At 67.3% G+C, this 25765-nt stretch carries 25 protein-coding genes and 1 pseudogene; 8 read left to right on the top strand and 18 right to left on the bottom strand.

Annotated features, from left to right (window positions below; genetic code table 11):
* Positions 1-25 precede the first annotated feature (25 nt).
* Complete coding sequence (locus ASPHE3_RS07325) at positions 26-715, bottom strand: DNA-3-methyladenine glycosylase (RefSeq protein WP_013600596.1); 690 nt, start codon at positions 713-715, stop codon at positions 26-28.
* A gap of 115 nt (positions 716-830) precedes the next feature.
* On the opposite strand from ASPHE3_RS07325, the gene ASPHE3_RS07320 reads away from it, so the two are divergent.
* Positions 831-2354 carry a DNA-3-methyladenine glycosylase 2 family protein gene (locus ASPHE3_RS07320; protein WP_013600595.1) on the top strand — a complete coding sequence of 508 codons (1524 nt, stop codon included), beginning with the start codon at positions 831-833 and terminating at the stop codon, positions 2352-2354.
* Complete coding sequence (locus ASPHE3_RS07315) at positions 2351-2845, top strand: methylated-DNA--[protein]-cysteine S-methyltransferase (protein WP_013600594.1); 495 nt, start codon at positions 2351-2353, stop codon at positions 2843-2845. The genes ASPHE3_RS07320 and ASPHE3_RS07315 overlap by 4 nt, the downstream gene beginning before the upstream one ends.
* A 99-nt stretch (positions 2846-2944) precedes the next feature.
* Here ASPHE3_RS07315 and ASPHE3_RS07310 read toward each other — a convergent pair.
* From ASPHE3_RS07310 to argC, 10 genes and pseudogenes are all read right to left on the bottom strand, one after another.
* A pseudogene (locus tag ASPHE3_RS07310) lies at positions 2945-3705 on the bottom strand (maleylpyruvate isomerase family mycothiol-dependent enzyme).
* 10 nt (positions 3706-3715) lie between these two features.
* Positions 3716-4252 (bottom strand): pyridoxine/pyridoxamine 5'-phosphate oxidase, encoded by a 537-nt coding sequence (locus ASPHE3_RS07305; RefSeq protein WP_013600592.1) that lies wholly within the window; start codon positions 4250-4252, stop codon positions 3716-3718.
* Between the two features lie 149 nt (positions 4253-4401).
* A complete protein-coding gene (gene argH / locus ASPHE3_RS07300) occupies positions 4402-5829 on the bottom strand; it encodes an argininosuccinate lyase (RefSeq protein WP_013600591.1) in 1428 nt (475 codons plus the stop codon).
* A gap of 5 nt (positions 5830-5834) precedes the next feature.
* Positions 5835-7040 (bottom strand): argininosuccinate synthase, encoded by a 1206-nt coding sequence (locus ASPHE3_RS07295; RefSeq protein WP_013600590.1) that lies wholly within the window; start codon positions 7038-7040, stop codon positions 5835-5837.
* Positions 7041-7085: 45 nt separating this feature from the next.
* Positions 7086-7616 (bottom strand): arginine repressor, encoded by a 531-nt coding sequence (locus ASPHE3_RS07290; RefSeq protein WP_013600589.1) that lies wholly within the window; start codon positions 7614-7616, stop codon positions 7086-7088.
* Positions 7616-8626, bottom strand: a complete 1011-nt coding sequence (gene argF / locus ASPHE3_RS07285; RefSeq protein ID WP_013600588.1) for an ornithine carbamoyltransferase — start codon at positions 8624-8626, stop codon at positions 7616-7618. Before argF ends, ASPHE3_RS07290 begins: the two co-directional genes overlap by 1 nt.
* Positions 8623-9888 carry an acetylornithine transaminase gene (locus ASPHE3_RS07280; RefSeq protein ID WP_013600587.1) on the bottom strand — a complete coding sequence of 422 codons (1266 nt, stop codon included), beginning with the start codon at positions 9886-9888 and terminating at the stop codon, positions 8623-8625. The genes argF and ASPHE3_RS07280 overlap by 4 nt, the downstream gene beginning before the upstream one ends.
* On the bottom strand, positions 9885-10844 hold the full coding sequence (gene argB / locus ASPHE3_RS07275; RefSeq protein WP_013600586.1) for an acetylglutamate kinase: 960 nt from the start codon (positions 10842-10844) through the stop codon (positions 9885-9887). Before argB ends, ASPHE3_RS07280 begins: the two co-directional genes overlap by 4 nt.
* A gap of 40 nt (positions 10845-10884) precedes the next feature.
* A complete protein-coding gene (gene argJ, locus ASPHE3_RS07270; protein WP_013600585.1) occupies positions 10885-12051 on the bottom strand; it encodes a bifunctional glutamate N-acetyltransferase/amino-acid acetyltransferase ArgJ in 1167 nt (388 codons plus the stop codon).
* Positions 12048-13079 carry an N-acetyl-gamma-glutamyl-phosphate reductase gene (gene argC, locus ASPHE3_RS07265; protein ID WP_013600584.1) on the bottom strand — a complete coding sequence of 344 codons (1032 nt, stop codon included), beginning with the start codon at positions 13077-13079 and terminating at the stop codon, positions 12048-12050. The genes argJ and argC overlap by 4 nt, the downstream gene beginning before the upstream one ends.
* 147 nt (positions 13080-13226) lie before the next feature.
* Between argC and ASPHE3_RS07260 the strand changes: the two genes are divergently transcribed.
* Positions 13227-14192, top strand: a complete 966-nt coding sequence (locus ASPHE3_RS07260; RefSeq protein ID WP_013600583.1) for a quinone oxidoreductase family protein — start codon at positions 13227-13229, stop codon at positions 14190-14192.
* Between the two features lie 117 nt (positions 14193-14309).
* Here the strand turns inward: ASPHE3_RS07260 and pheT are convergent, their stop codons facing one another.
* Together pheT and pheS are read right to left on the bottom strand one after the other, a co-directional pair.
* Positions 14310-16853 carry a phenylalanine--tRNA ligase subunit beta gene (gene pheT, locus ASPHE3_RS07255; RefSeq protein WP_013600582.1) on the bottom strand — a complete coding sequence of 848 codons (2544 nt, stop codon included), beginning with the start codon at positions 16851-16853 and terminating at the stop codon, positions 14310-14312.
* 3 nt (positions 16854-16856) lie between these two features.
* Positions 16857-17918: a phenylalanine--tRNA ligase subunit alpha gene (gene pheS / locus ASPHE3_RS07250; protein ID WP_013600581.1), complete on the bottom strand. Its 1062-nt coding sequence runs from the start codon at positions 17916-17918 to the stop codon at positions 16857-16859.
* A 211-nt stretch (positions 17919-18129) separates the two neighbouring features.
* Here pheS and ASPHE3_RS07245 point away from each other — a divergent pair, with 211 nt between their 5' ends.
* Together ASPHE3_RS07245 and ASPHE3_RS07240 are read left to right on the top strand one after the other, a co-directional pair.
* A complete protein-coding gene (locus ASPHE3_RS07245; protein ID WP_013600580.1) occupies positions 18130-18606 on the top strand; it encodes a hypothetical protein in 477 nt (158 codons plus the stop codon).
* A gap of 31 nt (positions 18607-18637) precedes the next feature.
* The gene (locus ASPHE3_RS07240; protein ID WP_013600579.1) at positions 18638-19750 is read left to right on the top strand and encodes an Rv2578c family radical SAM protein; all 1113 of its coding nucleotides are present in this window, start codon (positions 18638-18640) and stop codon (positions 19748-19750) included.
* A gap of 44 nt (positions 19751-19794) precedes the next feature.
* Here ASPHE3_RS07240 and ASPHE3_RS07235 read toward each other — a convergent pair whose 3' ends face one another.
* Positions 19795-20244, bottom strand: a complete 450-nt coding sequence (locus tag ASPHE3_RS07235) for a (deoxy)nucleoside triphosphate pyrophosphohydrolase (RefSeq protein ID WP_041652018.1) — start codon at positions 20242-20244, stop codon at positions 19795-19797.
* 157 nt (positions 20245-20401) lie between these two features.
* Between ASPHE3_RS07235 and ASPHE3_RS07230 the strand changes: the two genes are divergently transcribed.
* Together ASPHE3_RS07230 and ASPHE3_RS07225 are read left to right on the top strand one after the other, a co-directional pair.
* Complete coding sequence (locus ASPHE3_RS07230) at positions 20402-21610, top strand: MFS transporter (protein WP_013600577.1); 1209 nt, start codon at positions 20402-20404, stop codon at positions 21608-21610.
* A gap of 192 nt (positions 21611-21802) precedes the next feature.
* Positions 21803-22078, top strand: coding sequence for a GlsB/YeaQ/YmgE family stress response membrane protein (locus ASPHE3_RS07225; RefSeq protein ID WP_009358633.1), 276 nt, complete (start codon positions 21803-21805; stop codon positions 22076-22078).
* 88 nt (positions 22079-22166) lie between these two features.
* Here the strand turns inward: ASPHE3_RS07225 and ASPHE3_RS07220 are convergent, their stop codons facing one another.
* From ASPHE3_RS07220 to infC, 4 genes are all read right to left on the bottom strand, one after another.
* Positions 22167-23078 carry a TrmH family RNA methyltransferase gene (locus ASPHE3_RS07220; protein ID WP_013600576.1) on the bottom strand — a complete coding sequence of 304 codons (912 nt, stop codon included), beginning with the start codon at positions 23076-23078 and terminating at the stop codon, positions 22167-22169.
* 60 nt (positions 23079-23138) lie between these two features.
* Positions 23139-23525: a 50S ribosomal protein L20 gene (rplT, locus tag ASPHE3_RS07215; protein WP_013600575.1), complete on the bottom strand. Its 387-nt coding sequence runs from the start codon at positions 23523-23525 to the stop codon at positions 23139-23141.
* Between the two features lie 118 nt (positions 23526-23643).
* Positions 23644-23838 (bottom strand): 50S ribosomal protein L35, encoded by a 195-nt coding sequence (gene rpmI / locus ASPHE3_RS07210; protein ID WP_009358635.1) that lies wholly within the window; start codon positions 23836-23838, stop codon positions 23644-23646.
* Between the two features lie 118 nt (positions 23839-23956).
* Complete coding sequence (infC, locus tag ASPHE3_RS07205; protein WP_254362997.1) at positions 23957-25243, bottom strand: translation initiation factor IF-3; 1287 nt, start codon at positions 25241-25243, stop codon at positions 23957-23959.
* 112 nt (positions 25244-25355) lie between these two features.
* Here infC and ASPHE3_RS07200 point away from each other — a divergent pair, with 112 nt between their 5' ends.
* The gene (locus ASPHE3_RS07200; RefSeq protein ID WP_013600573.1) at positions 25356-25739 is read left to right on the top strand and encodes a DUF1844 domain-containing protein; all 384 of its coding nucleotides are present in this window, start codon (positions 25356-25358) and stop codon (positions 25737-25739) included.
* The last annotated feature ends 26 nt before the right edge of the window (positions 25740-25765 follow it).

The raw sequence follows: 25765 nt of genomic DNA, 5'->3' as shown, positions 1-25765 counted from the left end.
GGCGAAACGGGCCGGCTTCCGGCAGTCACGCCGCCGGCCCGCCCATCCGGGGCCCTGCGGCCGGCGGCCTGGCTGCCCTGGGCTTGGCGGCCTTGTACTGGGACACGGTGGGGTCGCCGGTAATCCAGAAGCGCCAGGAATACTGGTCCGAGCCGCCCGCTCCTGACACGCCTACCCTCGGTCCGGAGCTCACGGACGGGACGGGACGGGGCGGAAGCACCAGGCCGAACGGCGGCGCGAGCGCGTCGCGGCCGCTGTCCGCGGTGGTCAAGCCCAGTGCTTTGGCGAGCCGTGCCGGGCCCCTGGCCAGGTCTGCCGGGCTTTTGGAGGTGGTCCGCCGGCGCCGCGCCACGTCCGTTCCCGCCACGATCTCACCGGCCCGCAGCAGCAGTGCCGAGGCCGTTCCTTCCGGGCCGCAGACGATGTTGGTGCAGTGGTGCATCCCATAGGTGAAGTAGACGTACAGGTGCCCTGCGGGCCCGAACATGGGTGCGTTGCGGGGCGTGGGGCCCCGATAGGTGTGCGAACCGGGGTCCGGGTGCAGGGAATCCTCGGGCCCCAGGTAGGCCTCCACCTCGGTCAGCCGGACGGATACCGCTCCATCCCTGGACTCATGGGTCAGGACGGCCCCCAGCAGCAGGGGCGCAAGCTGGCGGGCGTCCCCCGAAAGGAGCTCCCGCAGCGGCTGCCCGTTCGTCAGCGGATTTATGCTCATGGCCAGACTTTATCCAAGACCGGCGCGGACACCGGCGATATGCCGGCCAAGACTACGCCACGGCCGTGTCCGATTTCCGCTAGCAGCACTCCCGGGGGACTGGCAGGATGGAGGCATGGATTTCTGGCAGCGGTACCGGGCAATTGATGCGCGGGACACCCGGTTCGATGGCCAGTTCTACACTGCCGTCCGGACAACGGGCATCTACTGCCGGCCTTCCTGCCCGGCCAGGACGCCGAAAGCGTCCAACGTCACGTTCTATGAGACCTCCGCAGCAGCGCACGACGCCGGCTTCCGCGCCTGCAAGCGCTGCCTTCCGGAGGCAGTTCCCGGCACCCCGGCCTGGAATGTCCGGCAGGACGTGGCCGGGCGCGCCATGCGGCTCATCAACGACGGCGTCATCAACCGGGAAGGGGTGGAGGGCCTCGCCGCGCGCCTGGGCTATTCCTCCCGTCAGCTCAACCGCATCCTCAGCCAGGAACTGGGCGCGGGACCGCTTTCACTGGCGCGGGCGGGACGGGCCCAGACCGCCCGCGCCCTGCTGGTGTCCACCTCCATGAAGCTGGCCGACGTCGCCTTTGCCGCCGGCTTCAGCAGCGTCCGGCAATTCAACGAGACCATGGTGGAGGTCTTCGACATGACGCCCTCCGCCCTCCGCGCCGCCCGGCATCCCAGGAAGGCCGGCGGTTCCACCGCCCTGACCCTCAGCCTCCCCTACCGCGAGCCGTTCCATCCCGGCATCTTCACCTTCCTGGCAGTCCGGGCCCTCCCCGGGATCGAGTCGGGTACGGCATCCTCCTACGCACGGACCCTCGCCCTGCCCCATGGGGATGCGCGCTTCCGGGTGGAGTACGACGACGGCGCTTCGGGGCGGCCGCTGACCCTCACCATCGGCGCGGTGGACTTACGGGACCTGCCGGCACTGTTGAGCCGCGTCCGGCGGCTCTTCGACCTCGACGCTGATCCGGTGGCCATAGACACTGCACTGGCCGGGGACGCGCGGCTGGCGGAACCTGTCGCCGAGGCGCCGGGCATCCGGATGCCCGGCGCCCTCGATCCCGCCGAAATGCTGGTCCGCGCCATGATCGGACAGCAGGTCACCGTCGCATCGGCGCGGACGGCACTCACCCAACTGGCCGCCGTCGGACGCCCAAGCCAAAACCCGGGGGAAGGGCTGGACCGGATGTTCCCGACCCCTGCCGGGATCGCTGCCGAGGGCTACGCCCTCCTGCGCGGACCTCGGCGGCGCACTGAGGCGCTGCGCGCCGCCGCCTCTGCCCTTGCGGAGGGGAGACTGGATTTTGGTTACGGCGATGACCTGGCAAGCCTTTCGGCGAAACTGCTGCCGCTGGCGGGCGTGGGCCCCTGGACAGTGGGGTACCTGGCCATGCGGGTCCTTGGCGCCCCGGACATCTTCCTGGCCAACGACGCCGCGGTGCGGAACGGCATCCGGGCCCTCCCTGCCGGCGACACGCCAGGCAGCGACTTCAGCAAGGTCAGCCCGTGGCGGTCCTACGCCACCATGCACCTGTGGCGTGCCGCGGCCCGGCCCGGGGCAGGGCCGCGTCCTGGCGGGTCCAGTAACCTTGCCGGCGCAGCCGCCGCCGGAACCGGAACAGCAGAGAAAGTGAATCGATGAAGGCCCAGTTGCTCCAGATGTCCACGCCGGACGGCCCGTTCACCATCCTCGCCCAGGACGGGGCCGTGCTCTCCAGCGGGTGGACCGACAAGCCAGGCGATCTGACCGGGCAAATCCATCCGTCCCTGCGGCCGGCCACCATGGAACTGGTGACCGGGTTAGCCGGTATCTCGGATGCCGTCGAGGCCTTTTACGCCGGGGATCCGGCGCCGGCGATGCACGTCCCGGTACTGCAGAAATCGGGGCCATTCCGGGCCCACGCCTGGGATGTGCTGCGGCTGGTGGAGCCCGGGGCGCCTGTGACCTACACGGAGTACGCGGCGCTTGCGGGCAATGCCAAGGCCGTCCGGGCGGCCGCCAGCGCCTGCGCCTTCAACGCCGCTGCCCTGTTCGTTCCCTGCCACCGCGTGATCCGGACGGACGGATCGCTCGGGGGTTTCCGGTGGGGCCTGCCCATCAAGAAGAGCCTGCTGGCACGCGAAGCGCTCTAAGCTGCCCTGGAGTGCCCGCGAGATGGCAGCACATGGCAGTGCCGCCCGGCAGGATTGCCGCGAAGTGCCATCGGGCGAAGGATTTCGGGGCGCAATCCGCTACTTCGACGAGGGGGTTCCCGACGGCCACGGCAAGAGATCCGGCAGGTCCACGCCGTCGGCAGCTGCCGACGCCCGCAGGCTGCCCAGGGTTGGTTCGCGTCCTGCCAGCCAGGCGGCATGTCCGTGATCATGCCGCTGACCACGGTGGACCGGGTGCCGCTGCCGATGGACACCGGCGGCAGGCCGAGCGGCTGCAGCACCAGCCTGTCATCGGGCTGTACGCGGGCTGACAGGAAGTCAAACAGGTGCTCGCAGAACGGCCGGCTCCACGTTTCGGGTCCCCGGCCCGTTAATAGGTCGGCGTTGTGGATGACCAGTTCGCGCCAGAGAGCGAGCCCGCCGTCGAGCACCACTCCCCCGCGGTAGGAGATCGGCGCCCACCAGCCCGTCCGGTTGGCCGCGGAATCCTTGACGCCGGGCAGCGCATCGAACGCCCGGATGGCACGGGCCAGGGCGGCGGACAGATCTGCCCTGTGGGTGTCGGCGTCGTGGCCTGCGGCCATGTCGATCGCCTTGTTCCGGCCGTCCATGCCGCCGTCATACAGCTCAACGGTTTCGCCGCGCGCCGCGTATTCGAGCTGCCGCGCCATGGCGTTGGAGATGCCGGTGAGATGGGCGAGGACATGTCCCCGCGTCCACCCCGGCAGGGCAGACGGCGCCTTCACGTCCTCGTCGGTGAGTTTGGCAACATCGGAGGTGACGTCGTCGGCGGCTTTGTGGAGCCCGGCGAGCAGGATGTCAGGTGCGGGAGCGGTCATGGCGCCCAGCCTAGTCCAGCCGTTCCCCGTCCGCCCCCAGGCGGTGGCGGATATGGCGCCGGTCGTGGCTGGCCTGCCAGAACTCCAGCTCTTCGGGACGGATCGCGTAGAGCTGCCACTGGGGGTTTTCGCTGCCGTCGGCCTGGGGCCGTTCCGCCCAGTCCCTGGCCGAGGCATCGGCGGACAGCTCCACGACGGGACCTGCCACCCGGACCTGGCGGCCCAGCGACGGCCAGTAAAAGTTGAGGGCGGCGTGCGGGTTCCCGTCCAGTTCCCGGCCCTTGCGGGAGCTGCGCGACGTGGCAAAGTGCCAGCCGTCGTCGTCAATGTTCTTCAGGATCAGCATCCTGGAGGACGGCCGGCCGGCGTTGTCCACGGTGGCGAGGCTGCACGCGTGCGGCTGCCGCTCCCCCGCGTCCAGCGCCTCATCGAGCCATTGCTTGAAAAGTTCGGTGGGGTCCTGCGGGGCCTTGTCCGGATGGAACTCCGGAAGATCGTCAGGGAAGTCTGGAAGGGTGCGAAGGAACTTGCGGAAGGTTTCGCTCATGCGGCCATGGTAGCCCGGGCCCTCCTCCCCGTCGGCGCCCCAACGCTCTCTCACTTGATGTGCGAAAACTGGCAACGCTCTATCACTTTCCTGGGGAAAGTGATAGAGCGTTGGCCGGAAAGGCACGTTAAGTGAGAGAGCGTTGGAGGTTAGCCTGCGTACTCCCGCACGTCCGCGAGTTCGCCTTCCAGCGCGGCGAGCTGGCGTTCGACGGCGGCCGGTGCCGTTCCGCCCTGGGAGTTGCGGCTGTTGAGCGACCCCTCCGTGGACAGGACGGTGCGGACCTCGGGCGTGAGGTGTTCCGAAATGGCTGCGTACTCCTCGTCCGTCAGGTCCCACAGCTCCACGCCCCGCGATTCGGCCTGCTTCACGGCCGCGCCGGAGAGCTCGTGGGCCTCCCGGAACGGGACGCCCTGGCGGACCAGCCACTCGGCGATGTCCGTGGCCAGCGCGAAGCCCTGCGGCGCGAGCGACTCCATCCGTTCGGTGTTGAACGTCAGGGTGGCAATCATCCCGGAGACGGCCGGGAGCAGGAGCTCCAGGGTGTCGGCGGCATCAAAGACCGGTTCCTTGTCCTCCTGCAGGTCGCGGTTGTATGCGAGCGGCAGGCCCTTGAGCGTTGCCAGCAGCCCGGTCAGGTTTCCGATGAGCCGCCCTGCCTTGCCGCGGGCAAGCTCCGCCACGTCCGGGTTCTTCTTCTGCGGCATGATCGAGGACCCCGTGGAATACGAGTCATGCAGCGTGACGAAGGAGAACTCCTTGGTGGCCCACAGGATGACTTCCTCCGAGATCCGGGACAGGTCCACCCCGATCATCGAGCACACCCAGGCGAACTCGGCGAAGACGTCGCGGGACGCCGTGCCGTCGATCGAGTTGTGGGCGGCGGAGTAGAAGCCGAGGTCGGCCGCCACCGCCTCCGGATCGAGTCCCAGCGACGAGCCGGCCAGGGCGCCCGAACCGTACGGCGAGACCCCTGCCCGCTTGTCCCAGTCCTGGAGCCGCTGCACGTCGCGCAGCAGCGCCCAGGCGTGGGCCAGGAGGTGGTGGCTGAGGAGCACCGGCTGGGCGTGCTGGAGGTGCGTGCGGCCAGGCATGGCGATGCCGTGGTGGGCCTTCGCCTGCTCCACCAGCGCGTCCACCGTGGCCAGCACGCCGCGGGCGATGATCCGGGCGTGGTCGCGCAGGAACATCCGCCCCAGCGTGGCCACCTGGTCGTTGCGGGACCGGCCCGCGCGGAGCTTGCCGCCCAACTGGGCCCCGGCACGCTCGATCAGGCCGCGCTCCAGCGAACCGTGCACGTCCTCATCGGATTCCGCCGGCACATAGGCGCCCGACGCCACGTCCTCATCCAGCCGGGTGAGGGCCGCGAGCATGCCTTCCAGCTCGGCGTCGTCCAGCAGGCCCGCCTTGTGCAGCACCCGGGCGTGGGCCTTGGAACCCGCGATGTCGTAGCGCGCCAGCCGCCAGTCGAAGTGGGTGGATTTGCTGAGGGCCGCGAGGGCATCTGCGGGGCCGCCGGCGAACCGGCCGCCCCACAATGCGCCGGTATTAGTGGCTTCAGACTTGTTTTCAGCCACAGGGGCTACTTTCCTGCGACCCGGATATCGCGGCCGGAGGCAACCTTGGCGGACATGCCCCACAGCTCGATGAAGCCGCGGGCCATGGACTGGTCGAAGGTGTCGCCGGTGTCGTAGGTGGCCAGGTTGAAGTCGTAGAGCGAGGTCTCGGAGCGGCGGCCGTTCACGATGGCCTGGCCGCCGTGCAGGGTCATGCGGATGTCGCCGGAGACGTACTTCTGGGTGTCCTCGATGAAGGCATCCAGGGAGCGCTTCAGCGGGGAGAACCACTGGCCGTCGTAGACCAGCTCGGCCCAGCGCTGGCCAACCGTGGCCTTGAAGCGGGCCTGCTCGCGTTCAACGGTGATGTCCTCGAGGTGCTTGTGGGCGGTGATCAGCGCCATGGCACCCGGGGCTTCGTAGATTTCGCGGGACTTGATGCCCACCAGGCGGTCCTCCACGACGTCGATGCGGCCCACGCCCTGGGCGCCTGCACGGCGGTTGAGTTCCTTGATGGCCTGCAGCGGGGTGACCTTCACGCCGTCGATCGCTACGGGGATGCCTGCTTCGAAGGAGATGATGACCTCATCCGGTGCCGGCGGGAACTCCGGGGTGGCGGTGTAGTCGTAGATGTCCTTGGTGGGGGCGTTCCAGATGTCCTCGAGGTAGCCGGTTTCCACGGCGCGGCCCCAGACGTTCTGGTCGATTGAGTACGGGTTCTTCTTGGTGGTCTCGATGGGCAGGCCCTTTTCCTCGGCGAAGGCGATGGCCTTGTCGCGGGTGAGGGCGAGGTCACGGACCGGTGCGATGCACTTCAGGTCCGGGCCGAGGGTCTGGATGCCCACTTCGAAGCGGACCTGGTCGTTGCCCTTGCCGGTGCAGCCGTGAGCCACGGTGGTGGCGCCGAATTCGCGGGCAGCCTTGACCAGGTGCTTGACGATCACCGGGCGGGAGATGGCGGACACCAGCGGGTAGTGGCCCTGGTACAGGCCGTTGGCCTTCAGGGTGGGCATGCAGTATTCGTTGGCGAACTCGTCGGAGGCGTCGGCCACGTAGGCTTCGACGGCGCCGCAGCCCAGGGCGCGCTGGCGGATGGTTTCCAGGGATTCGCCGCCCTGTCCGACGTCGACCGCCACTGCGATGACCTCGGCGCCGGTGGCTTCACCGATCCAGCCGATGGCTACCGAGGTGTCCAGGCCGCCGGAGTAGGCAAGCACAATGCGTTCAGTCACGGGGATGCTCCTTGTAATTGGGGGTGGTAGGTGTTGTCTTCAAGCTTATTGCCCGGCCTCTTCGGCCAGCTGCAGGAACCGGGCCGCGAGGTCCTGGCCGCCGTTCGGGTCGCGGGAGACCAGCAGCACGGTGTCGTCGCCGGCGATGGTTCCCAGGATGGCCGGCATCACCGAGTGGTCGATCGCCAGGGCGAGGAAGTTGGCGGCGCCGGGCGGGGTCCGGAGCACGGCGATGTTGGCTGAGGCTTCCGCCGTGACCAGCAGTTCGCTGCAGAGCCGGGCCAGCCGGGCGTCCAGGATCTCCTGGCTTACCCCGCTTTTTGCGGCCCGCTCGCCGCCTTCACCGGGTACGGCGTAGACCAGCACGCCCTCCTTGCCGCGCACCCGGACAGCGCCGAGTTCCACCAGGTCCCGCGAGAGCGTCGCCTGGGTGACCTGCACGCCGTCGTCCGCCAGCAGGGCCGCCAACTCAGCCTGGGAACGCACCGATTCACCCGTCAGGATGGCCGCAATGCGGGCCTGCCGGGCTGTCTTGGTGGCCGGGCTGGAGCCCGGTGACGCCGGTTGGGCAGACACTAGAACGTGCTCTCCCCGGTGCCTTCAACGGGAGAAAGGCCGTCCACGAAGGCCAGCCCTGAGCGGTGCATGAGCCAGGCCATCAGGGCCTTCTGGGCGTGCAGCCGGTTTTCGGCCTCGTCCCAGACAATGGACTGCGGACCGTCGATGACACCGGCGGAGATCTCGTACCCGCGGTAGGCCGGCAGACAGTGAAGCACGACGGCGTCTTCCGCGGCATGTGCCATGGCCGCCTCATCCACGGAGTACTCGCGGAACAGCTGCAGCCGGGCTTCCTTTTCCGCCTCCTGGCCCATGGACACCCAGGTGTCGGTGGCAACGACGTCGGCGCCCTTCAAAGCCGCAGCGGCGTCGGTGGTGATGGTCACCGAGCCGCCCGTTTCTGCTGCGCGTTCCTCGGCCGCAGCCACGATTTCCGCGGCGGGCAGGTACCCTTCGGGTCCGGCGATCCTTACGTGCATGCCGGCCGTAACCCCGGCCAGCAGGTAGGAGTTGGCCATGTTGTTGGCCGCATCCCCCAGGTAGCTCATGGTGAGGCCCCTGAGTTCGCCCTTGTGCTCCTTCACTGCAAGCAGGTCCGCGAGCAGCTGGCACGGGTGGTAGTCATCGCACAGGGCGTTGATCACCGGCACCCTGGAGTTTTCGGCCATGGCGACCAGTCCGGCGTGCGCCCCGGTCCGCCAAACGATGGTGGACACCATGCGTTCCAGGACCTTGGCGGTGTCCTCCACGGACTCCTTGTGGCCGATCTGGGCCTCGCCGGGGTTGATGATGAGGGCATTGCCGCCCATGTCCGCGATGCCCGTGGCGAACGAGACCCGGGTGCGGGTGGAGGTCTTGTCAAAGATCACGGCCACGGTCTTGCGCCCGCTCCCCTCGGCGGCGAAAGGCTGGACGCTGTAGGGCGCCGCCTTCATCCGGGCTGCGAGGTCCAGGACCTCAGCCTGCTCCGCAGGAGTGAGGTCCGTGTCCTTGAGGAAGTGCCGGGTAGCACTGGCTGCTGATGTCACTGGGCGTCCTTAGCTGCTTGGAGGATGGCCGGGAAGGCGGAGAGGAAGGAGTCTGCCTGGGCCCGGGTGAGGACCAGCGGCGGGGCCAGGCGGATGGTACGGGGCCCGGGGCTGTTGACGATGAACCCGGCGTCCAGGCCGGCCTGCACCACTGCCGGGGCCACGTCCGCGTCCAGGTCGAAGCCGATGAGCAGGCCTTCGCCCCGGACTTCGGTGACACCGGGCAGGGCTGCCAGGGCGGAGCGCAGGTGCTCCCCCACCGCCACCACGTTCGCCAGGACGTCCTGGCTTTCGATGGCGTGCAAGGTTGCCAGGGCGGCCGCGGTGGCCACGGGGTTGCCGCCGAACGTGGTCCCATGCTGGCCGGCCGCCAGCAACGACGACGTTTCCGCACCGAAGGTGACCAGCGCACCGATCGGGAAGCCGCCGCCCAGGCCCTTGGCCAGCGTGATGGCGTCCGGCATGATCCCGGCGTCCTCGCTGGCCAGCCACTTGCCGGTCCGGCCGATGCCGGTCTGCACCTCGTCCAGGATCAGCAGCGCCCCGACCCGGGCCGTCAGTTCCCGGGCGGCCCGGAGGTAGCCGGGCGGCAGGGGGCGAACCCCGGCCTCCCCCTGGATGGGTTCCAGGAAGACGGCGGCCACGGTCTCGTCAACGGCGGCTTTGAGTGCCTCGACATCCCCGAACGGGATGTGCACCACACCTCCGGGCAACGGTTCGAACGGCTCGCGGTAGGCCTCCTTGGCAGTCAGTGCCAGGGCACCCATGGTCCGGCCGTGGAAGGCACCCTCGAGGGCGATGATTTTGGTCCGCTTGGCAACACCGCCGCCGGTGTTGCGGCGGGCCAGCTTGAAGGCGGCCTCGTTGGCCTCGGTGCCGGAGTTGGTAAAGAACACCTTGGAGCCGGCCGGCGCCTGGGTAAGGACCAGCAGCTTTTCGGCCAGCGCGATCTGGGTGGGACTGGTGAAGAAGTTGGAGACGTGTCCCAGGGTGGCCAGCTGGCTCGAGATGACGGAGGTGACGAATGGGTGGGCGTGGCCGAGCGCGTTGACGGCGATGCCGCCGAGCAGGTCCAGGTATTCCTTGCCGTCGGCGTCCCACACCAGGCACCCGGCGCCACGGACCAGTACGCGCTGGGGCGTGCCGAACACGCCCATCAGCGAGGTGGAGTAGCGGGCCAGCCACTCTGATCCTGCATGCCCGGTGGTCTCCACCAGCTGGGCCACAGGCGTCCGGTGCTCGAGGTTTTCCGTGCTGTTCATCCGTTGATCTCCTCGTCCGGGACAACCTGGGTGCCGATGCCCGCCGTCGTAAATGTTTCAAGCAGCATGGAATGCGGCAGGCGCCCGTCCACGATATGCGCCCGCTCCACGCCCTCGTCGATTGCCTTGAGGCAGGCGGCCATCTTGGGGATCATTCCCGATTCAAGCTTGGGCAGCATGGCCCGCAGCTCGGACGCCGTGAGCGAGGAAATGAGGGAGGATTTGTCCGGCCAGTTGGCATACAGGCCTTCGACGTCGGTCAGGATCACCAGTTTGGAGGCGCCAAGGGCCGAGGCGACGGCCGCGGCCGCGGTGTCTGCGTTGACGTTGAGCACCTGGCCGGTGGTCTGGAAACCTGCCGTGCCAAGGAAGCCGTCGCCCTCATCCACTATTTCTGGCGCGACGGTGGAGATGACCGGGATCCGGCCGGCCTCGAGGATGTCCACGATGCCGGCCGGGTCGACGCCGACCACCTCGCCTACCAGCCCGAGGTCCACTTCCTCGCCGTCCACCACAGTCCCGGTGCGGACGGCGCGCAGCAGGCCGCCGTCTTCGCCGGACATGCCCACCGCGTAGGGGCCGTGGGAGTTGATGAGGCCCACCAGTTCGCGGCCCACCTGGCCGGTGAGGACCATCCGGACCACGTCCATGGCTTCCGGGGTGGTGACCCGCAGGCCGCCCTTGAACTCGGACTCGATGCCGAGCCGGCCCAGCATGGAGTTGATCTGCGGGCCGCCGCCGTGGACCACCACCGGGTGGATGCCCACGTGGTGGAGGAAGACAACGTCCTCGGCAAAGGCGCGGCGGAGTTCGTCATTGACCATGGCGTTGCCGCCGTACTTGATCACCATGGTGGTGCCGGCGAACCGCTGGATCCAGGGCAGGGCTTCAATGAGGGTCGCTGCCTTGTCCTGGGCGTCGGACATGCTGGTGGTTTCACGCGTCTGGGTGTTCATGCTGTCTCTTCCGAAAAGTGTCCGCACGGGTGGCGGGCGGCTAGCTGGAGTAGGCGCTGTTCTCGTGCACGTAGTCGTGCGTCAGGTCGTTCGTCCAGATGGTTGCCTCAGACCCGCCGGCCTGCAGGTCGATTTCCACCAGGACTTCGCGCGGTTCCAGGTTCACCAGGCTGCGGTCATCGCCGATGCTGCCGTTGCGGCAGATCTGGATGCCGTTCATGGAGACGTTGAGCTTGTCCGGCTCGAAGGCGGCGTCCGTGGTGCCGACGGCGGACAGTACCCGGCCCCAGTTGGGGTCCTTGCCGAAGATGGCAGCCTTGAAAAGGTTGGACCGGGCCACGGACCGGCTGACTGTTTCCGCGTCGGCCTCACTGGCGGCGTTGAAAGTCCGGATGGCGATGTCGTGGCTGGCCCCTTCGGCATCGGCGATCAGCTTACGGGCAAGTTCTGCGCACACCTGGGTCAGGCCGGCGGCGAATACCTCCGCGGACGGTACGGCGCCGGAGGCTCCCGAGGCCATCAGCACCACGGTGTCGTTGGTGGACATGCATCCGTCGGAGTCGGCCCGGTCGAAGGTGACCCGCGCAGCGTCGCGCAGGACGACGTCGAGCAGTTCCGCTTCCACTGCGGCATCCGTGGTGAGGACCACCAGCATGGTGGCCAGTCCGGGCGCCAGCATGCCGGCTCCCTTGGCGATGCCGCCGATACTGAATTCCTGGCCGTCCGCGTCGGTGCCAATGAACAGTGCCACCTTGGGGACGGTGTCAGTGGTCATGATGGCGGTGGCAGCGTCCGGACCGCCGTCGGCGCTCAGTGCCGCGGCAGCAGCCTCCACCCCCGGAAGGACCTTGTCCATGGGAAGCTGCTCACCGATCAGGCCGGTGGAGCAGACAAAGACGTCCGTGGCGGAGATGCCCAGCACTTCTGCGACCTTTTCCGCAGTGCTGTGGGTGTTCTGGAAGCCGGTGGGCCCGGTGCAGGCGTTGGCCCCGCCCGAGTTGAGGACCACGGCGTCGACCCGGCCGTCGGAGACCACCTGGCGGGACCAGTGGACCGGGGCGGCAGCTACCCTGTTGCTGGTGAAGACGGCGGCGGCGGCCTTGGACGGTCCATCGTTGACTACCAGGGCGAGATCAGGTTTTCCGGAGGTTTTCAAGCCGGCGGTGATGCCTGCCGCGCGGAATCCCGAAGGTGCGGTAATGGTCACGGAGCTACTCCCTGCAGGTCAAGGCCGGCAGTTTCCTTCAGGCCAAGTGCGATGTTCATGGACTGGACGGCGCCTCCGGCCGTTCCCTTGGTGAGGTTGTCGATCACGCAGGTCACGACGATGCGGCCCGCGTGCGGGTCGAAGGCCACCTGCATGGCGGCGTGGTTCGAACCCTGCACGGACTTGGTGGCGGGCCACTGGCCCTCCGGCAGGACGTGGACGAAAGGTTCGTCGTCGTATGCCTCGGTCCAGGCCTGGCGGAGCTGCTCCCGGGAGAGGCCTGGTTTCACCTTGGCCGTGGCGGTGGTGAGGATGCCCCGGCTCATGGGCGCCAGGGTGGGCGTGAACGAAACGGTCACCTGTTCCCCCGCGGCGTTCGATAGGCCCTGCTCAATTTCGGGCGTATGGCGGTGGCCGCCACCCACACCGTAGGGGCTCATGGAGCCCATCACTTCGGAGCCGATCAGGTTTACTTTGGCGGCCTTGCCGGCACCCGACGTGCCGGACGCCGAGACGATGACGACGTCGTCCGGCTGGAGGAACCCGGCGGTGAACCCGGGTGCAAGGGCCAGGAGGGCCGACGTCGGGTAGCAGCCGGGAACGGCGATCCGGGTGGCGCCTTTGAGGGCCTCCCGCTGGCCGGGAAGCTCCGGCAGGCCGTAAGGCCAGGTGCCGGCGTGGGCGGAGCCATAGAACTTCTCCCAGGCAACCGGGTCCTGAAGGCGGTGGTCGGCGCCGGCGTCAATCACCACCGTCCCCTCCGGAAGCTGCGCCGCGATCTCAGCGGAGGCGCCGTGCGGCAGTGCCAGGAAGACGACGTCGTGGCCGGCGAGGTTCTCCACAGTGGTGTCCTCAAGGATACGGCTGGCCAGCCCGTGGAGATGGGGCTGCAGTTCTCCGAGCCGGGACCCGGCGTTGCTGTGGGCGGTGATGGCTCCGATGGTGACATCCGGATGCCCGGCAAGGAGGCGCAGGACTTCTCCCCCGGCGTAGCCACTGGCTCCCGACACTGCAACAGAAATAGTCATGGCACCACCTTACAGCAAAACTATTCACTAGTACCGATATTTATGCATGCCGCGTTGCAGGTGGAAAGGTGGGGCCTCGCCGCCTGATGTCCATAGGATGGTTCGGGTAGCCGGGGCTGGAAAGGCCGGGCCCGGGGAAGGAGAGCCATGACGCATGCAATCGTCGCACGCCAGGCGGGCGGCCCGGAAGTCCTTGAGTATGCGGATGTGGACCGGCCCGCTCCAGGCCCAGGCCAGTTGCTGGTCAAGGTGGCGGCAGCCGGCGTGAACTTCATCGACACCTACAAGCGCAGCGGCACCTACAAGGTGCAGTACCCCTTTACTCCGGGCTCGGAAGCGGCAGGGACGGTTGAGGAGGTAGGCGAGGGCGTGACGGGCTTCGTTCCCGGCGACCGGGTTGCAACGGCCGAGGGTATCAACTGCTACGCGGACTTCGCGCTGGTTGCTGAGGAGGCTGCGCTTCCCGTTCCTGCCACGCTGGATGACTTCACCGCCGCTGCCCTGCCGCTGCAGGGAATGACGGCGCATTTCCTGATGAATTCCACCTTCAAGGTGGAGCCGGGACATACCGTCCTTCTGCACGCAGGCGCCGGCGGCGTGGGCCTGCTCCTGACCCAGCTCCTCAAGGCCCGCGGGGCGGAGGTCATCACCACCGTCTCCACAGGGGAAAAGGAGGAGCTGGCGCGTGAGGCCGGGGCGGACCACGTGCTGCCGTACAAGGGGTTCGCCGGGCGGGTCAGGGACATCACCGGCGGAACGGGGGTGGACGTGGTGTACGACGGAGTCGGCAAGGACACCTTTGACGGCTCACTGGAAGCGTTGCGGACGCGGGGCATGCTTGTCCTGTTCGGTGCCGCCTCCGGGCCAGTACCGCCGGTGGACCCCCAACGCCTCAACTCGGGCGGTTCCCTGTTCCTCACCAGGCCCACCATTGCCCACCACCTGCGGGATGCTGCGGAACGGCGCTGGCGCTCCCGGGAGATCTTCGCCGCTGCCGCGGACGGCAGCCTCAAGGTGAGGATCGGGGCCCGCTATCCCCTGGTGCAGGCCGCGCAGGCACACCGTGACCTTGAGGGACGGCGGACTACGGGCAAGGTGCTGCTGGTGCCCTAGCTTCGGCAGCTGGGCTGGACCTGGAGAAAACGCCAAGGTCCCCGCAGCCAGGATCTATCAATCCTGGCTGCGGGGACCTCTTCACGTCAGGAGGAGTCTCCTACCTTTGTACAGCACCTACCTCTGTACTGCCCCGAAACGCTCGGCGGCCAGTGCCACGGCGCTTGCGCGTGCGGCGGATGCTTCGTCTGCCGTCAGTGTCCTGTCGTCCGCACGGAACCGCAGCCCGAAGGCCAGGGACTTCTTGCCTTCTTCGATTCCCTTGCCGGCGTAGACGTCGAAGAGTGCAACATCCTCCAGGAGTTCGCCGGCGCCCTCGCGGAGTGCCGCCAGCACGTCATCGGCGGGCACGCCGGCCGGAACCACCAGGGCCACGTCCTGGGTTGCCACGGGGAACGTGGAGATGTAGCGGGCCACAATCACGTCCGGAGCAGCATCGAACAGGGCATCGGCATTGAGCTCCAGGGCAACCGAACGGGCAGGCATGTCCGAGGCGGCAAGCAGCTTGGGATGCAGTTCACCGGCGTAGCCCACTACTTCACCCGTGCGCAGGGACAGCCGGGCGGCACGGCCGGGGTGGAATGCCTGGTGGCTGCCCTGGCTGACCACAACCTCCACGCCCAGGACGTCGCCCGCGAGCCGGGCAATGTCCAGCGCGTCGGCCCAGTCCCAGGTACGGGGGGAATGCCCGGGGGCTGCCGGGGAGTCGTGTCCGGTGAGCACCGCGGCGAGGTGGAAGGGCTGGTGCGGGACGCCGTCGTACAGTGCATCCAGCACCTCGTCGGCAGGCTTGACGCCCAGCGGCGGGATGGACTCGGTGCCCGTTCGTTCGGCCGGAAGGAACACCAGGCCGGACTCGAAAAGCGCCAGGTCACGGAAACCGCGCGAGTGGTTGCGCTTAGCCACTTCGATAAGCCCCGGCAGGATGGAGGTGCGCAGGTAGCCTTGCTCCTCGCTGATCGGGTTGGCCAGCTTGACCGCGGTGCGGCCCGCGCCCTCGCCAGGCACGCCAAAGGTGTCGTTCGCGGCCTTGGAAACAAACGGGTAGGACAGGACCTCGGTGAGTCCCGCGTCCGCGAGCGCCTGGATCAGGCGCCGGCGCTGCTGCTGCACGCGCGTCAGCCCCCGCCCGGGAGGTGCCACGGGCAGCGTGGCGGGAATCTGGTCGTAACCCACCAGCCGGGCGATCTCCTCGGAAAGATCCTCCTTGGTCTCCAGGTCATGGCGCCAGCTGGGGGCCGTGACGCGCCAGCCGCCGTCGTTCTTCACCACGGCTGCGCCCAGGTCCTCAAGGGACGTGACGATCTGCTCTTCCGTGAAGTCGATACCGATCCGGGCGGCAGCGAAGGCCGCCGGCAATTCGATGGTCACCGAGTCCGGCGCTGTACCGACGTCGGTCCCCGCCTCGTCCGCGGTTCCGCCCGCCAACTCCACCAGGAGGTCCACCGCGCGCTGGGCGGCGATGCCGGCGATGTGCCAGTCCACGCCGCGCTCGAAGCGCTTGGACGCCTCTGAAGGCAGCTTGTGCCGCCGGCGGGAACGGGCGATGGATACTTCCTCGAAATGGGCGGCCTCAATCAGGACAGTCGAGGTGGCGTCGGAAACCTCTGTAGCGGCTCCCCCCATGACACCCGCGATGCCGATCGGTCCTGAGGCATCAGTGATCAACAGGTCCTCGGGGTCGAGCGAGCGCTCCCTGCCGTCAAGGGTGGCGAGCTTCTCCCCCGCCACTGCCCGCCGCACCACGATGTCGCCGGACAGCTTGTCCTGGTCGTAGAAGTGCAGGGGCTGGCCGAGTTCCAGCATGACGTAGTTGGAGATGTCCACCGGCAGTGAGATGGAGCGGATGCCGGCGAGGCGCAGCCTGGAGGACATCCAGGGCGGCGTTGGCCTTGTTGCGTCAACGCCGCGGACCGTGCGCGCCACGAACCGGTCGCAGCCGGGCTTGCCGTAGATGGGTGCGTCGTCGTTGATCTTGACGCCGAAGCCGCCGGAGAGCGCGGCAGGAGCGCTGACGCGGGTGGCGGGATCGGTGAAGGTGGTTCCGGTGGCGTGCGCATACTCGCGTGCCACGCCCCGGATGGAGAAGGCGTAGCCGCGGTCCGGCGTCACGTTGATCTCTGCCGCCTGGTCATAGAGGCCCAGGAGCTCCATGGCGTCAGTACCGACTTCCGGGTCCAGCCCGATGCGGGACAGCACCAGGATGCCGTCGTGGTCCTCGCCGATTCCGAGTTCGCGGACGGAGGCGATCATGCCGGCCGACAGGTGGCCGTAAGTCTTCCGTGCCGAGATGTGGAAGTCGCCGGGCAGCACGGCGCCGGGCAGCGTGACCACCACTTTGTCGCCTTCGACGAAGTTGTGGGCGCCGCAGATGATGCCCTGCACGCCGGACGGGTCGATGCCGTCGCCGGTGAGTGTCTGCTCCTGTCCCTCGGGGACCACGCGGACCTGGCACCAGTTAATGGTCTTGCCGTTGGTCTGCGGCTCCTTGACCACGCTCAGGACCTGGCCCACCACGATGGGTCCCTGCAGGGTGTCGGTGGGACGGTGGACGTCCTCCTCTTCGAAGCCGACCTTGACCAGTTCGGCCATCACGTCTTCGGCCGTTGCTCCGGCCGGTACCTCTGCGAATTCACGCAGCCAGGAAAGTGGGATACGCACTGTTTAGATCTCCATCCCGAAGTGCTCGCTGAACCGTACATCGCCTTCGATCATGTCGCGCATGTCGCCCACCTCATTGCGGAACATGAGGGTGCGTTCGATGCCCATGCCAAAGGCAAAACCTGAATAAACGTCCGGGTCGATGCCGGCTGCCCGGAGGACGTTGGGATTGACCATGCCGCAGCCGCCCCATTCAATCCAGCGCGGACCGCCCTTGGCGCCGGGGTGCCAGATGTCCAGCTCGGCGGAAGGCTCGGTGAAGGGGAAGTAGTTGGGGCGCAGCCGGATCTGGGCTTCGTCGCCGAACATCTGGCGGGCGAAGTGCTCCAGCGTTCCGCGCAGGTCCGCCATGCTGAGGTTCTTGTCGATGGCCAGGCCTTCGAACTGGTGGAACACCGGGGTGTGGGTGGCGTCCAGTTCGTCGGTGCGGAAGACCTTGCCCGGGCACAGCACATAGATGGGCAGCTCACGTTCCAGCATGGAACGGACCTGCACCGGGGAGGTGTGCGTGCGCATGAGCAGGTGGGCCTCCGGCGGCTCCACGAAGAACGTGTCCTGCATTTCGCGGGCAGGGTGGTCCGGCTTGAAGTTCAGTGCGTCGAAGTTGAACCATTCCGATTCAACCTCGGGTCCTTCTGCAATCTCCCAGCCCATGCCCACGAAGATGTCCGCGACGCGGTCCTGCAGGGTGGAGAGGGGGTGCCGGGCACCGGCACGACGACGGCGGGGGGCGGCAGTGACGTCAACCGTCTCTTCCAGCAGGATGCGGGCGTCGTTCTCGGCTTCCAGCTCCGCCGTGCGGTCGGCGAGCGCCTTGTTGACCCGCCCGCGGGAGGCACCCATCAGCTTCCCGGCCACGGCCTTCTGGTCCTTGGGCAGCTTGCCGATTTCGCGGTTGGCGAGGCTGAGCGGGGATTTCTCTCCAGTGTGGGCAAGCCTCACCACCTTCAGCTCGTCAAGGGTGGCCGCGCCGGCGATGGCGGCGACGGCCTGGTCTACAGCGGCAGTGATGGCGGCTTCATCCGTGGGGTTCGGGATGGCGGCGCCCGGCAAAGTTTCAGTCATCTACTGTTCTTAGCTACGAGTCGTGGCTGCCGGTGAACAGGCAGCCTGCATGGTTTCCCGGCGGCACGTCCGTCACTGGCAGGTCATGGATGAATGTCCCTCATGCCAGCTGCGCATTTCGGTACATTCAATGACCAGGGCAGGGCCTACCGGTAAAACCGGCGGCCACTGCCCTCCAGTCTAATTCACTTGCCCCCGCTACCATGGCCTCATGACAGGGCACCGGCCGCAGGAAGCGCCAGGGCGCCTCACGGCCGCCCAGCGCGTCAGGCAGGCCGCCAACCTGGCCAACGGCAGTACGGCCCTTGGCCTTGCCGTCGCCACAGCCGCCCGCACCGAGGTCATCCGTGGCCCGCGCGGCCTCATCGTCGCAGGGGGCTATGGATGGCGGCTGCCCTTTGCCGGGGCGTTCACCCTGGGGAACGTGGTGCTCTGCCGCCAGCCCGCCGAGGAACTGCTGGCGCGCCCTGCGTTGTTGGGCCACGAGGAAAGGCACTCCACCCAATACGCCTGGTGCCAGGGCCTTGCGTTCCTTCCCCTGTATTTCCTGGCCGCCGGCTGGTCAATGCTGCGCACCGGGAACCCCGGCACAGGCAACGTCTTCGAGCGCCATGCCGGTCTGGCAGCGGGCGGCTACCCGCGCCGGGAGGCGCGGCCGGACAAGGGGTCCGGGACCGCCATTCCTTGACTTCCATTCGAACATAGGTTCGAATAGGTGCATGAGGTGGGAGGCGCAGGCACTGGTTCCGGCTGCGGGCGAAACTGGGGCCGCGGCTGTCCCGGCATTACTGCCGCTGGCTGGCCTTGTGCGCTCCGTGACTACGCCGGAGTTCGCCGGCATCACTTTCCACGAGGTCACTGCCAAATCGGTGCTCAACAAGGTGCCGGCAGGTTCGCGGATGCCGTTTGAATGGACCATCAACCCCTACCGGGGCTGCAGCCATGCCTGTGTCTATTGCTTCGCCCGGAAGAGCCACATGTATTTGGACTTCGACGCCGGGCTGGACTTCGACAGCCAGGTGGTGGTGAAGGTCAACGCCGCTGAGGTCCTGCGCAAGGAGCTGGCAAAGCCGTCCTGGAGCCGCCAGCAGGTAGCCCTCGGCACCAACACGGACCCATACCAGCGGGCCGAGGGCCGCTACCGGCTGATGCCGGGGATCATCAATGCCCTGGCCGAGTCGGGGACTCCCTTGTCCATCCTGACCAAGGGGACGCTCCTGGCGCGGGACATTCCCCTGCTGAAGAGTGCGGCTGCCCAAGTCCCGGTGGGGTTGGGGATCTCCCTGGCCATGACGGATGAGGAGCTCTCGGAGGCGGTGGAACCGGGGACACCCGGGCCGCGGGCACGGCTCAAGCTTGTTTCCCGCCTCCGTGAAGCCGGCCTCCCCTGCGGGGTGATGGCCATGCCCATCCTGCCGTGGCTCTCGGACAGCGACGAAGCCCTGGATTCCCTGTTTGCGTCGCTGGCTGCCGCGGGCGCCACCGGGGTTTCGGCTGGGGCGCTCTACTTGAAGCCTGGCACCCGTGAGTGGTTCATGAAGTGGATTGCGGAACACCATCCAGCACTGGCAGGCCGCTACCGGCGGCTCTACGGATCCGGCTCCTACGCCTCAAAGGAGTACCGGAGCTGGCTGGCCGGCAAGGTGCGCTACTTCAAGGCCCGGCACGGGTTCACCAATTCGTCGGGGTTCAGCCACAGGGACCTGGAGGACGATCCCCGTGGCGAGGAAGCGGAGTACCCTGCAGGCATCATTCCCCAAGGATCAGCCGGCACTCCCGCAGCGGGCGGAGGCAGTCCTGCCGGACCAGCAGGCCAACCAACCCTGTTCTAGCTTCCGGGGGGTGGGACTGGGCGGCGGTCAGCCCGAAGGGACCGTTACTTTGCCGTTGGGCCCACCGGCAGGGACAGCGCTGACAGCAGGGCCCGCACGATCGGGTAATCGGCCGGGATCCACGGCAGGCCGAGGACGCTTTCCGTTTCGGCCAGGGGAACCCACAGCAGCTCATCATGGTCTTCAAGCGGCTGGGCCACCCCCTGGGCCACCTCCGCAAACCACACCCGCATGCTGGCCCGGGGATTCAGCGGCCAGCCGGCCGGCGATTCAGCGGCGAGCTCGCTGCCCAGGCGAACCGTGACTCCCAGCTCCTCGGACAGCTCCCGGACCAGGGCCGCCTCCGGCTCTTCGCCCGGTTCCACCTTGCCGCCTGGGAACTCCCACAGGCCGGCCAGGGCCTCCGGAGCACTGCGCCTGGCCACGAGCAGCAGGGAAGGTTCCTCAAGGTTGTCCAGCACTGCTCCGCCCACTACCTGTATCAGTCCAGTCACCGCCCCATTCTATGGGGGACAATGAAGGGGACCGGATCCAGCCGCCGGAATCGGGAATACCTTCCTTCCTTTCCCGGTTGCCGGAAGGGTCCGGACTGACCAGCCCCACTGCCGTGGCATCAGCAACCTTCCAGTTCCATCCCCGAAAAGCAGGCAGATGAGCAGCGTTCTCGACAAGTCCACGGCAGCCCCCGCCCGGTCCACCAACCTCGCGATGGCCATCCTCTCCCTGGCCATGGGCGGGGTGGGCATCGGGGTGACAGAGTTCACCATGATGGGCCTGCTGAAGGAAGTGGAGCAGGGGCTTGCGATTTCGACGCCCGAGGCCGGCCACCTCATCTCTGCCTACGCACTGGGCGTCGTGGTGGGAGCGCCCCTGCTCGCCGCCGTCGGCGCCAAACTCCCGCGCAAGCACCTGGCGCTCGGGCTGATGCTGATCTTTACGGTGGCCAACTTTGCCTCCTACCTCGCCCCGGATTACGGCATGATGCTGGTCTCGCGGTTCGCAGCCGGACTGCCGCACGGCGCCTTTTTTGGCGTGGCAGCTGTGATCGCCGCATCCCTGGTTCCGCCGACGCGGCGGGGCTGGGCGATCTCCATGGTGATGGCCGGCCTGAGCATCTCGAACGTGGTGGGCGTGCCGTTCGCCACCTGGCTGGGGCAGACGTACGGCTGGCGGCTGCTGTTCATCCTGGTGGGCTTCATTGGCCTGCTGACCCTGCTCATGGTGTGGAAGTTCGTCCCCTTCCAGGACGCACATCCGGATGCCAGCATCAGGCGTGAACTCGGCGCCCTCAAACGGCTCCAGGTGTGGCTGGCCATCCTGATCGGCATCGTGGGCTTCGGCGGCTTCTTCGCCACCTACACGTACATTGCCCACACCATGACCCTGGTGGCGGGCATTCCCTCGTCACTGATTCCGCTGGTGGTTGCGCTCTATGGCCTGGGAATGGTGGCGGGCAACATCGTGGGCGGCAGGCTTGCGGACCGCTCCGTCATGGGAACCCTGTACTCCGTGTTGCCCGCGATCGCGGCTGCCCTGGTGGTCTATGCGGTGGCTGCCCACTGGCCGTGGTCCGCGTTTGTCATGGTCTTCGTGGTGGGCGCGTCCGGGTCCATGCTGATCCCGGCGCTCCAGACCCGGCTCCTGGACGCGTCGCCGGACGCCCCGTCGCTGGCTTCGTCGCTGAACCACGCGGCGCTGAACGTGGCCAACGCACTGGGCGCCTTCCTGGGCGGACTGGTCATCGCCCTTGGCTGGGGCTATGTGGCACCCGCGCTGGTGGGTGCCGTCCTCGCCATCCTGGGCCTGGGCGTTGCCGTGGCCAGTGGCCTCCTCGAGCGCCGGAAGCCGCTGACCGCCTGATCCCCTGAATCCGCCGCAGGCGGTCCTGTCTCCCGGTGGAAATTCCCACGCGGCCCAGCATTTAAGGGGGCCTTTGTGGCGCTGGCCACGCAGTCCAGCGGCCGGGCAAAAACCTGCTGACATCACAGCGCCGTTATGTTAGCTTGAGCCTCATCGGGACCATCACATCCCGGTAAACATAAGGAGGAGACAATGGGTTTTCTTGCTTGGATCATTCTCGGCCTCATCGTTGGGGCCATCGTTAAGGCGGTCATGCCGGGACGGGTCGGCGGCGGTTGGGTCACCAGCCTCGTTCTGGGCGTAGTGGGCGCCATCGTGGGCGGCTGGATTGGCAGCCTCCTGTTCAACCGGGGCGATCTTGCGTTCTTCGACCTCGGCACCTGGATTCTCGCCATCGTCGGCGGCCTGGTGGTAGCCGGCATCTACGGAGCCATCACCGGACGCGGAAAGGCAACACGCGCACCCTGACGTGCACCGCGGCGGAAATCCAGCAGCACCAAGGCCCCGGCTTCATCCGGGGCCTTTATTTTTGTTGGCGCCTGAAAAGTGGAAGCTCCTAGCCGCGGACCGCTGCCGGCACCTGCTGTGAACGGGCGCTGGCATACAGGCAGACGGTGGCAGCCGTTCCCAGGTTGAGGCTCTCTGCGGATCCGTAAACGGGTACCGCCACCCGGTGGTCGGCCAGCGCAAGTTCCTCCTCGGACAGGCCCTGGGCCTCGTTTCCAAACAGCCAGGCGGTGGGCTGCTCCAGGGCGTAAGTGGAGGATGGGCCTGCCCCCGTGAGCCTGCGCCGGGCGCTTTCGTCCTGGAGGGTGTCCAGGTTGAGGGAGCCGTAGCCGTCGGCGGCGAGGATGCCGATTCCCCTGGCCCGGCAGGCAGCCGCGAGTTCACCGACGTCCGCGCCCAGCACCACCGGAAGGTGGAACAGCGAACCGGCTGTGGAGCGGACGGCCTTCGGGTTGTAGATGTCCACGCTGGAAGCCGTGAGGACGACGGCGTCCGCTCCCGCCGAATCCGCCGCCCGCAGCACAGTCCCTGCGTTCCCTGGGTCGCGGACCTGGCACAGCACGGCAATCAGGCGCGGGCCGCCGTCGAGCACTTCTTCCAGGGGGACGTCGACGAAGCGGCAGACGGCAATGATGCCCTGCGGGTTCACGGTGTCTGCCATGGCAGCCAGGACGTCGTCGGTGGCAAGGCGGGCGTTGACACCCTGGGACAGTTCCTCAAATTCCGGGAAGCGGTCCAGGCAGGCCTCGCTGGCAAAGACTTCGCTGACTACGCCCGGTCCTCCGCTCGCCAGCCGCTGCTGGTGGAGCTTGAGGGCTTCGCGGACGGCCTGTGGGCCCTCGGCGAGGAAGTGGCCCCGCTTTAAACGCGCCGGGCGCCCTGCAAGTTTTGCCACGTCCCTCACCCGATCGGCTCGGGGATTGGACAGTGGAAAATCTTGCGGGCGCCCGGTTTCGTTCATACAAGAACTTTAGTGGCTGAAGTCGCCGGTTCCTGAACTGCTCCTGCGGGGAGGCTGTTGCTAGGCAACGGCCTTCTTGGCGGAGGTGTCGGCAGGCAGCGAGTCCTTGGCAACCTTGACCAGTGCTGCGAAGGCGTTGGCGTCGGAAACGGCGAGCTCGGCGAGCATGCGGCGGTCAACCTCAACCTCAGCAGCCTTCAGGCCCTGGATGAGACGGTTGTAGGTGAGGCCGTTGGCGCGGGACGCAGCGTTGATGCGCTGGATCCACAGGCGGCGGAAGTCGCCCTTCTTCTTCTTGCGGTCACCGTAGCTGTACACAAACGAGTGCAGCAGCTGCTCTTTGGCCTTGCGGTACAGGCGTGAACGCTGTCCACGGTAGCCCTTTGCGCGTTCAAGGATAACCCGGCGCTTCTTGTGGGCGTTGACCGCCCTCTTCACACGTGCCACGTGCGTACTCCTTCGAAAATCTGATCCCAAGCATCTACTGCCGGTTTCCCGGCGGCCTGAGAAGGCTTTTTGGCAGGTGACGGGCCACCAGGCGGCAGCCAGTCAAAGAACTTGGAAATTAGATGCCGAGCATCTTACGGATGACCTTGGCATCGCCCTTGAAGACGATCTTGTCGCCGGCAAGGCGACGGGTCAGCCGCGAGGACTTGTGCTCGAGGTAGTGGCGGCGGTTGGCCTGCTGGCGGCGCAGCTTGCCGCTGCCAGTCAGCTTGAAGCGCTTCTTGGCACCACTGTGGGTCTTCATCTTCGGCATGGGAACCGATCTCCTTACGTATCCGCAGGCATGGCCTGCAGCTCTCTCGCGCAGCCGCCCTTGCGGGCAGCGTGCTGGTTGCGGACTGCCGGAGGGCGGAACCTCCAGCAGCTGTGAACTAAGTGTTTTTCTTGCCAACCGGCTTGGGCGCTGCCTTGGGGGCAGGGCGGGCGGCAGGCTTCGGCGCAGCAGGCCTTGCCACCGGCTTCGGCGGGGCGGGGACTGCTGCAGGCTTCGGAGCTGCCGCAGCGGGCTTCTCCCCTGCCGCCGGCTGGGCCGGCGCAGCCTTGGGCTCTGCAGCCTTCGGCACAGCAGCCTTTGGAGCAGCAGCCCTTGGAGCTGCCTTCGGGGCTTCCTGCTTGGGTGCCTCCTGCTTTGGTGCCTCCTGCTTGGGTGCTTCTGCGGCCTTCGCGGGCGCTTCGGCTGGAGCAGGTTCGACGGCGGCAGGTTCGACGGCGGCAGCCGGCTCCTGTGCGGGGGCTTCGGCTGCTGCCTCGGGCTCCGTGGAGACGGTGAATCCCTCAGGAAGCAGGTCCGCAAGGGACTGCGTCATGGGGGCCTGGTCGTTTCCGGATACGTCGACGCGGCCGGAGGCCTTGGCTTCGTTCTGGGCCTTGGCTTCGGCGCGCTGGGTAGCGCGGCGTGCCTCGGCCTTGGCCTCTGCCTTGTTCTTCAGCGGGCCAACCACCATGACCATGTTGCGGCCGTCAATACGGGGGCTGGACTCCACCACACCGACCTCTGCGACGTCCTCCGCGAAGCGCTGGAGCAGGCGGATGCCCATCTCCGGACGCTGCTGCTCGCGGCCGCGGAACTGGATCATTGCCTTGACCTTGTCCCCGGCGCCGAGGAAGCGCAGTGCGTGCCCGCGCTTGGTCTCGTAATCGTGGGTGTCGATTTTCAGGCGGAAGCGGATTTCCTTCAGAACGGTGTTCGTCTGGTTCTTCCGGGCTTCACGTGCCTTAACCGCGGCCTCGTACTTGTACTTGCCGAAGTCCATCAGCTTGCACACCGGAGGCTTGGCCTGAGGTGCAACTTCAACGAGATCAAGGTCGGACTCGGCAGCCAGACGCAGGGCATCCTCAATACGGACGATTCCTACCTGTTCACCTGCAGGGCCGACCAGCCGCACCTCGGGGACGCGGATACGCTCATTGATTCTTGGCTCGCTAATGTTAAAGCTCCTGTTGTTGTTGTGGATTCCGGCAAATAGAGAAGGCCCCCAATTGCCGGAGCAATCGAAGGCCTCTGAAAGATCGGATGCGGGTCCCGCGGGGGGACTGCCTGCAGGGATCCGGCGAATACCGGTTCCTTGCCCGACCAGGTACCCGGCAACCTTGCGTTCCATAAACAGCTGGAACAGCGGCTGACGCGGGTGGGAGAGAACTCCGCTTGCAAACTGCATGTCATTCTACAGAAAAAATTCCCGACAACGCAGGCGTTGCTGGGAACCTTGATTGTATGGGAACAATCCCTGAAATAACGACATCCAGTCGGTCTGTGTCAAGCTTACCAGTATGAGCACCCCAGACAGTAATTCACACGTTTTCGAGCCCGCCGGCCCCGGCGACGTCTCACAGCAGATCCGCGACATTTCCGAAGTGCCGGCCATTGAGGTCATCACCACCGCCGCGGTGCACCTGATGAGCGCCGCCGCGGTCAAGCTTGGCCTGGCTGCGGAAGAGAACGCCGAAGAGCTCAAGGACCTGGACGAAGCGCGGAAGCTGATCACTGCGCTGGCAGGGCTCGTCACGGCAGCCGCGCCGGAAATTGGTTCCCAGCACGCCGGCCCGTTGCGCGACGGACTGCGCTCCCTGCAGCTGGCCTTCCGCGAAGAGTCGCTGATCCCCGACGCACCGGGCAAGGGCCCAGGCGAAAAGTACACGGGCGCAGTCAACTAAGCGTCACTCCCCCGGCAGTCCACGAC

It is taken from the genome of Pseudarthrobacter phenanthrenivorans Sphe3 (genome assembly GCF_000189535.1).
GTDB lineage: Bacteria > Actinomycetota > Actinomycetes > Actinomycetales > Micrococcaceae > Arthrobacter > Arthrobacter phenanthrenivorans.
The sequence above is the reverse complement of the archived record's forward strand: the minus strand, read 5'-3'. Positions and strand labels throughout refer to the sequence as shown.

What these genes read in the sequence shown, in the direction of transcription:
- infC (WP_254362997.1), bottom strand. Translation starts at nt 25,243, where the DNA reads ATGCAGTTTGCAAGCGGAGTTCTCTCCCACCCGCGTCAGCCGCTGTTC.
- ASPHE3_RS07225 (WP_009358633.1), top strand. Translation starts at nt 21,803, where the DNA reads ATGGGTTTTCTTGCTTGGATCATTCTCGGCCTCATCGTTGGGGCCATC.
- pheS (WP_013600581.1), bottom strand. Translation starts at nt 17,918, where the DNA reads ATGACTGAAACTTTGCCGGGCGCCGCCATCCCGAACCCCACGGATGAA.
- ASPHE3_RS07260 (WP_013600583.1), top strand. Translation starts at nt 13,227, where the DNA reads ATGACGCATGCAATCGTCGCACGCCAGGCGGGCGGCCCGGAAGTCCTT.
- ASPHE3_RS07220 (WP_013600576.1), bottom strand. Translation starts at nt 23,078, where the DNA reads ATGAACGAAACCGGGCGCCCGCAAGATTTTCCACTGTCCAATCCCCGA.
- ASPHE3_RS07230 (WP_013600577.1), top strand. Translation starts at nt 20,402, where the DNA reads ATGAGCAGCGTTCTCGACAAGTCCACGGCAGCCCCCGCCCGGTCCACC.
- argB (WP_013600586.1), bottom strand. Translation starts at nt 10,844, where the DNA reads ATGAACACCCAGACGCGTGAAACCACCAGCATGTCCGACGCCCAGGAC.
- ASPHE3_RS07280 (WP_013600587.1), bottom strand. Translation starts at nt 9,888, where the DNA reads ATGAACAGCACGGAAAACCTCGAGCACCGGACGCCTGTGGCCCAGCTG.
- ASPHE3_RS07245 (WP_013600580.1), top strand. Translation starts at nt 18,130, where the DNA reads ATGACAGGGCACCGGCCGCAGGAAGCGCCAGGGCGCCTCACGGCCGCC.
- ASPHE3_RS07305 (WP_013600592.1), bottom strand. Translation starts at nt 4,252, where the DNA reads ATGAGCGAAACCTTCCGCAAGTTCCTTCGCACCCTTCCAGACTTCCCT.
- ASPHE3_RS07325 (WP_013600596.1), bottom strand. Translation starts at nt 715, where the DNA reads ATGAGCATAAATCCGCTGACGAACGGGCAGCCGCTGCGGGAGCTCCTT.
- ASPHE3_RS07315 (WP_013600594.1), top strand. Translation starts at nt 2,351, where the DNA reads ATGAAGGCCCAGTTGCTCCAGATGTCCACGCCGGACGGCCCGTTCACC.
- argC (WP_013600584.1), bottom strand. Translation starts at nt 13,079, where the DNA reads ATGACTATTTCTGTTGCAGTGTCGGGAGCCAGTGGCTACGCCGGGGGA.
- ASPHE3_RS07240 (WP_013600579.1), top strand. Translation starts at nt 18,638, where the DNA reads ATGAGGTGGGAGGCGCAGGCACTGGTTCCGGCTGCGGGCGAAACTGGG.
- rpmI (WP_009358635.1), bottom strand. Translation starts at nt 23,838, where the DNA reads ATGCCGAAGATGAAGACCCACAGTGGTGCCAAGAAGCGCTTCAAGCTG.
- ASPHE3_RS07200 (WP_013600573.1), top strand. Translation starts at nt 25,356, where the DNA reads ATGAGCACCCCAGACAGTAATTCACACGTTTTCGAGCCCGCCGGCCCC.
- ASPHE3_RS07320 (WP_013600595.1), top strand. Translation starts at nt 831, where the DNA reads ATGGATTTCTGGCAGCGGTACCGGGCAATTGATGCGCGGGACACCCGG.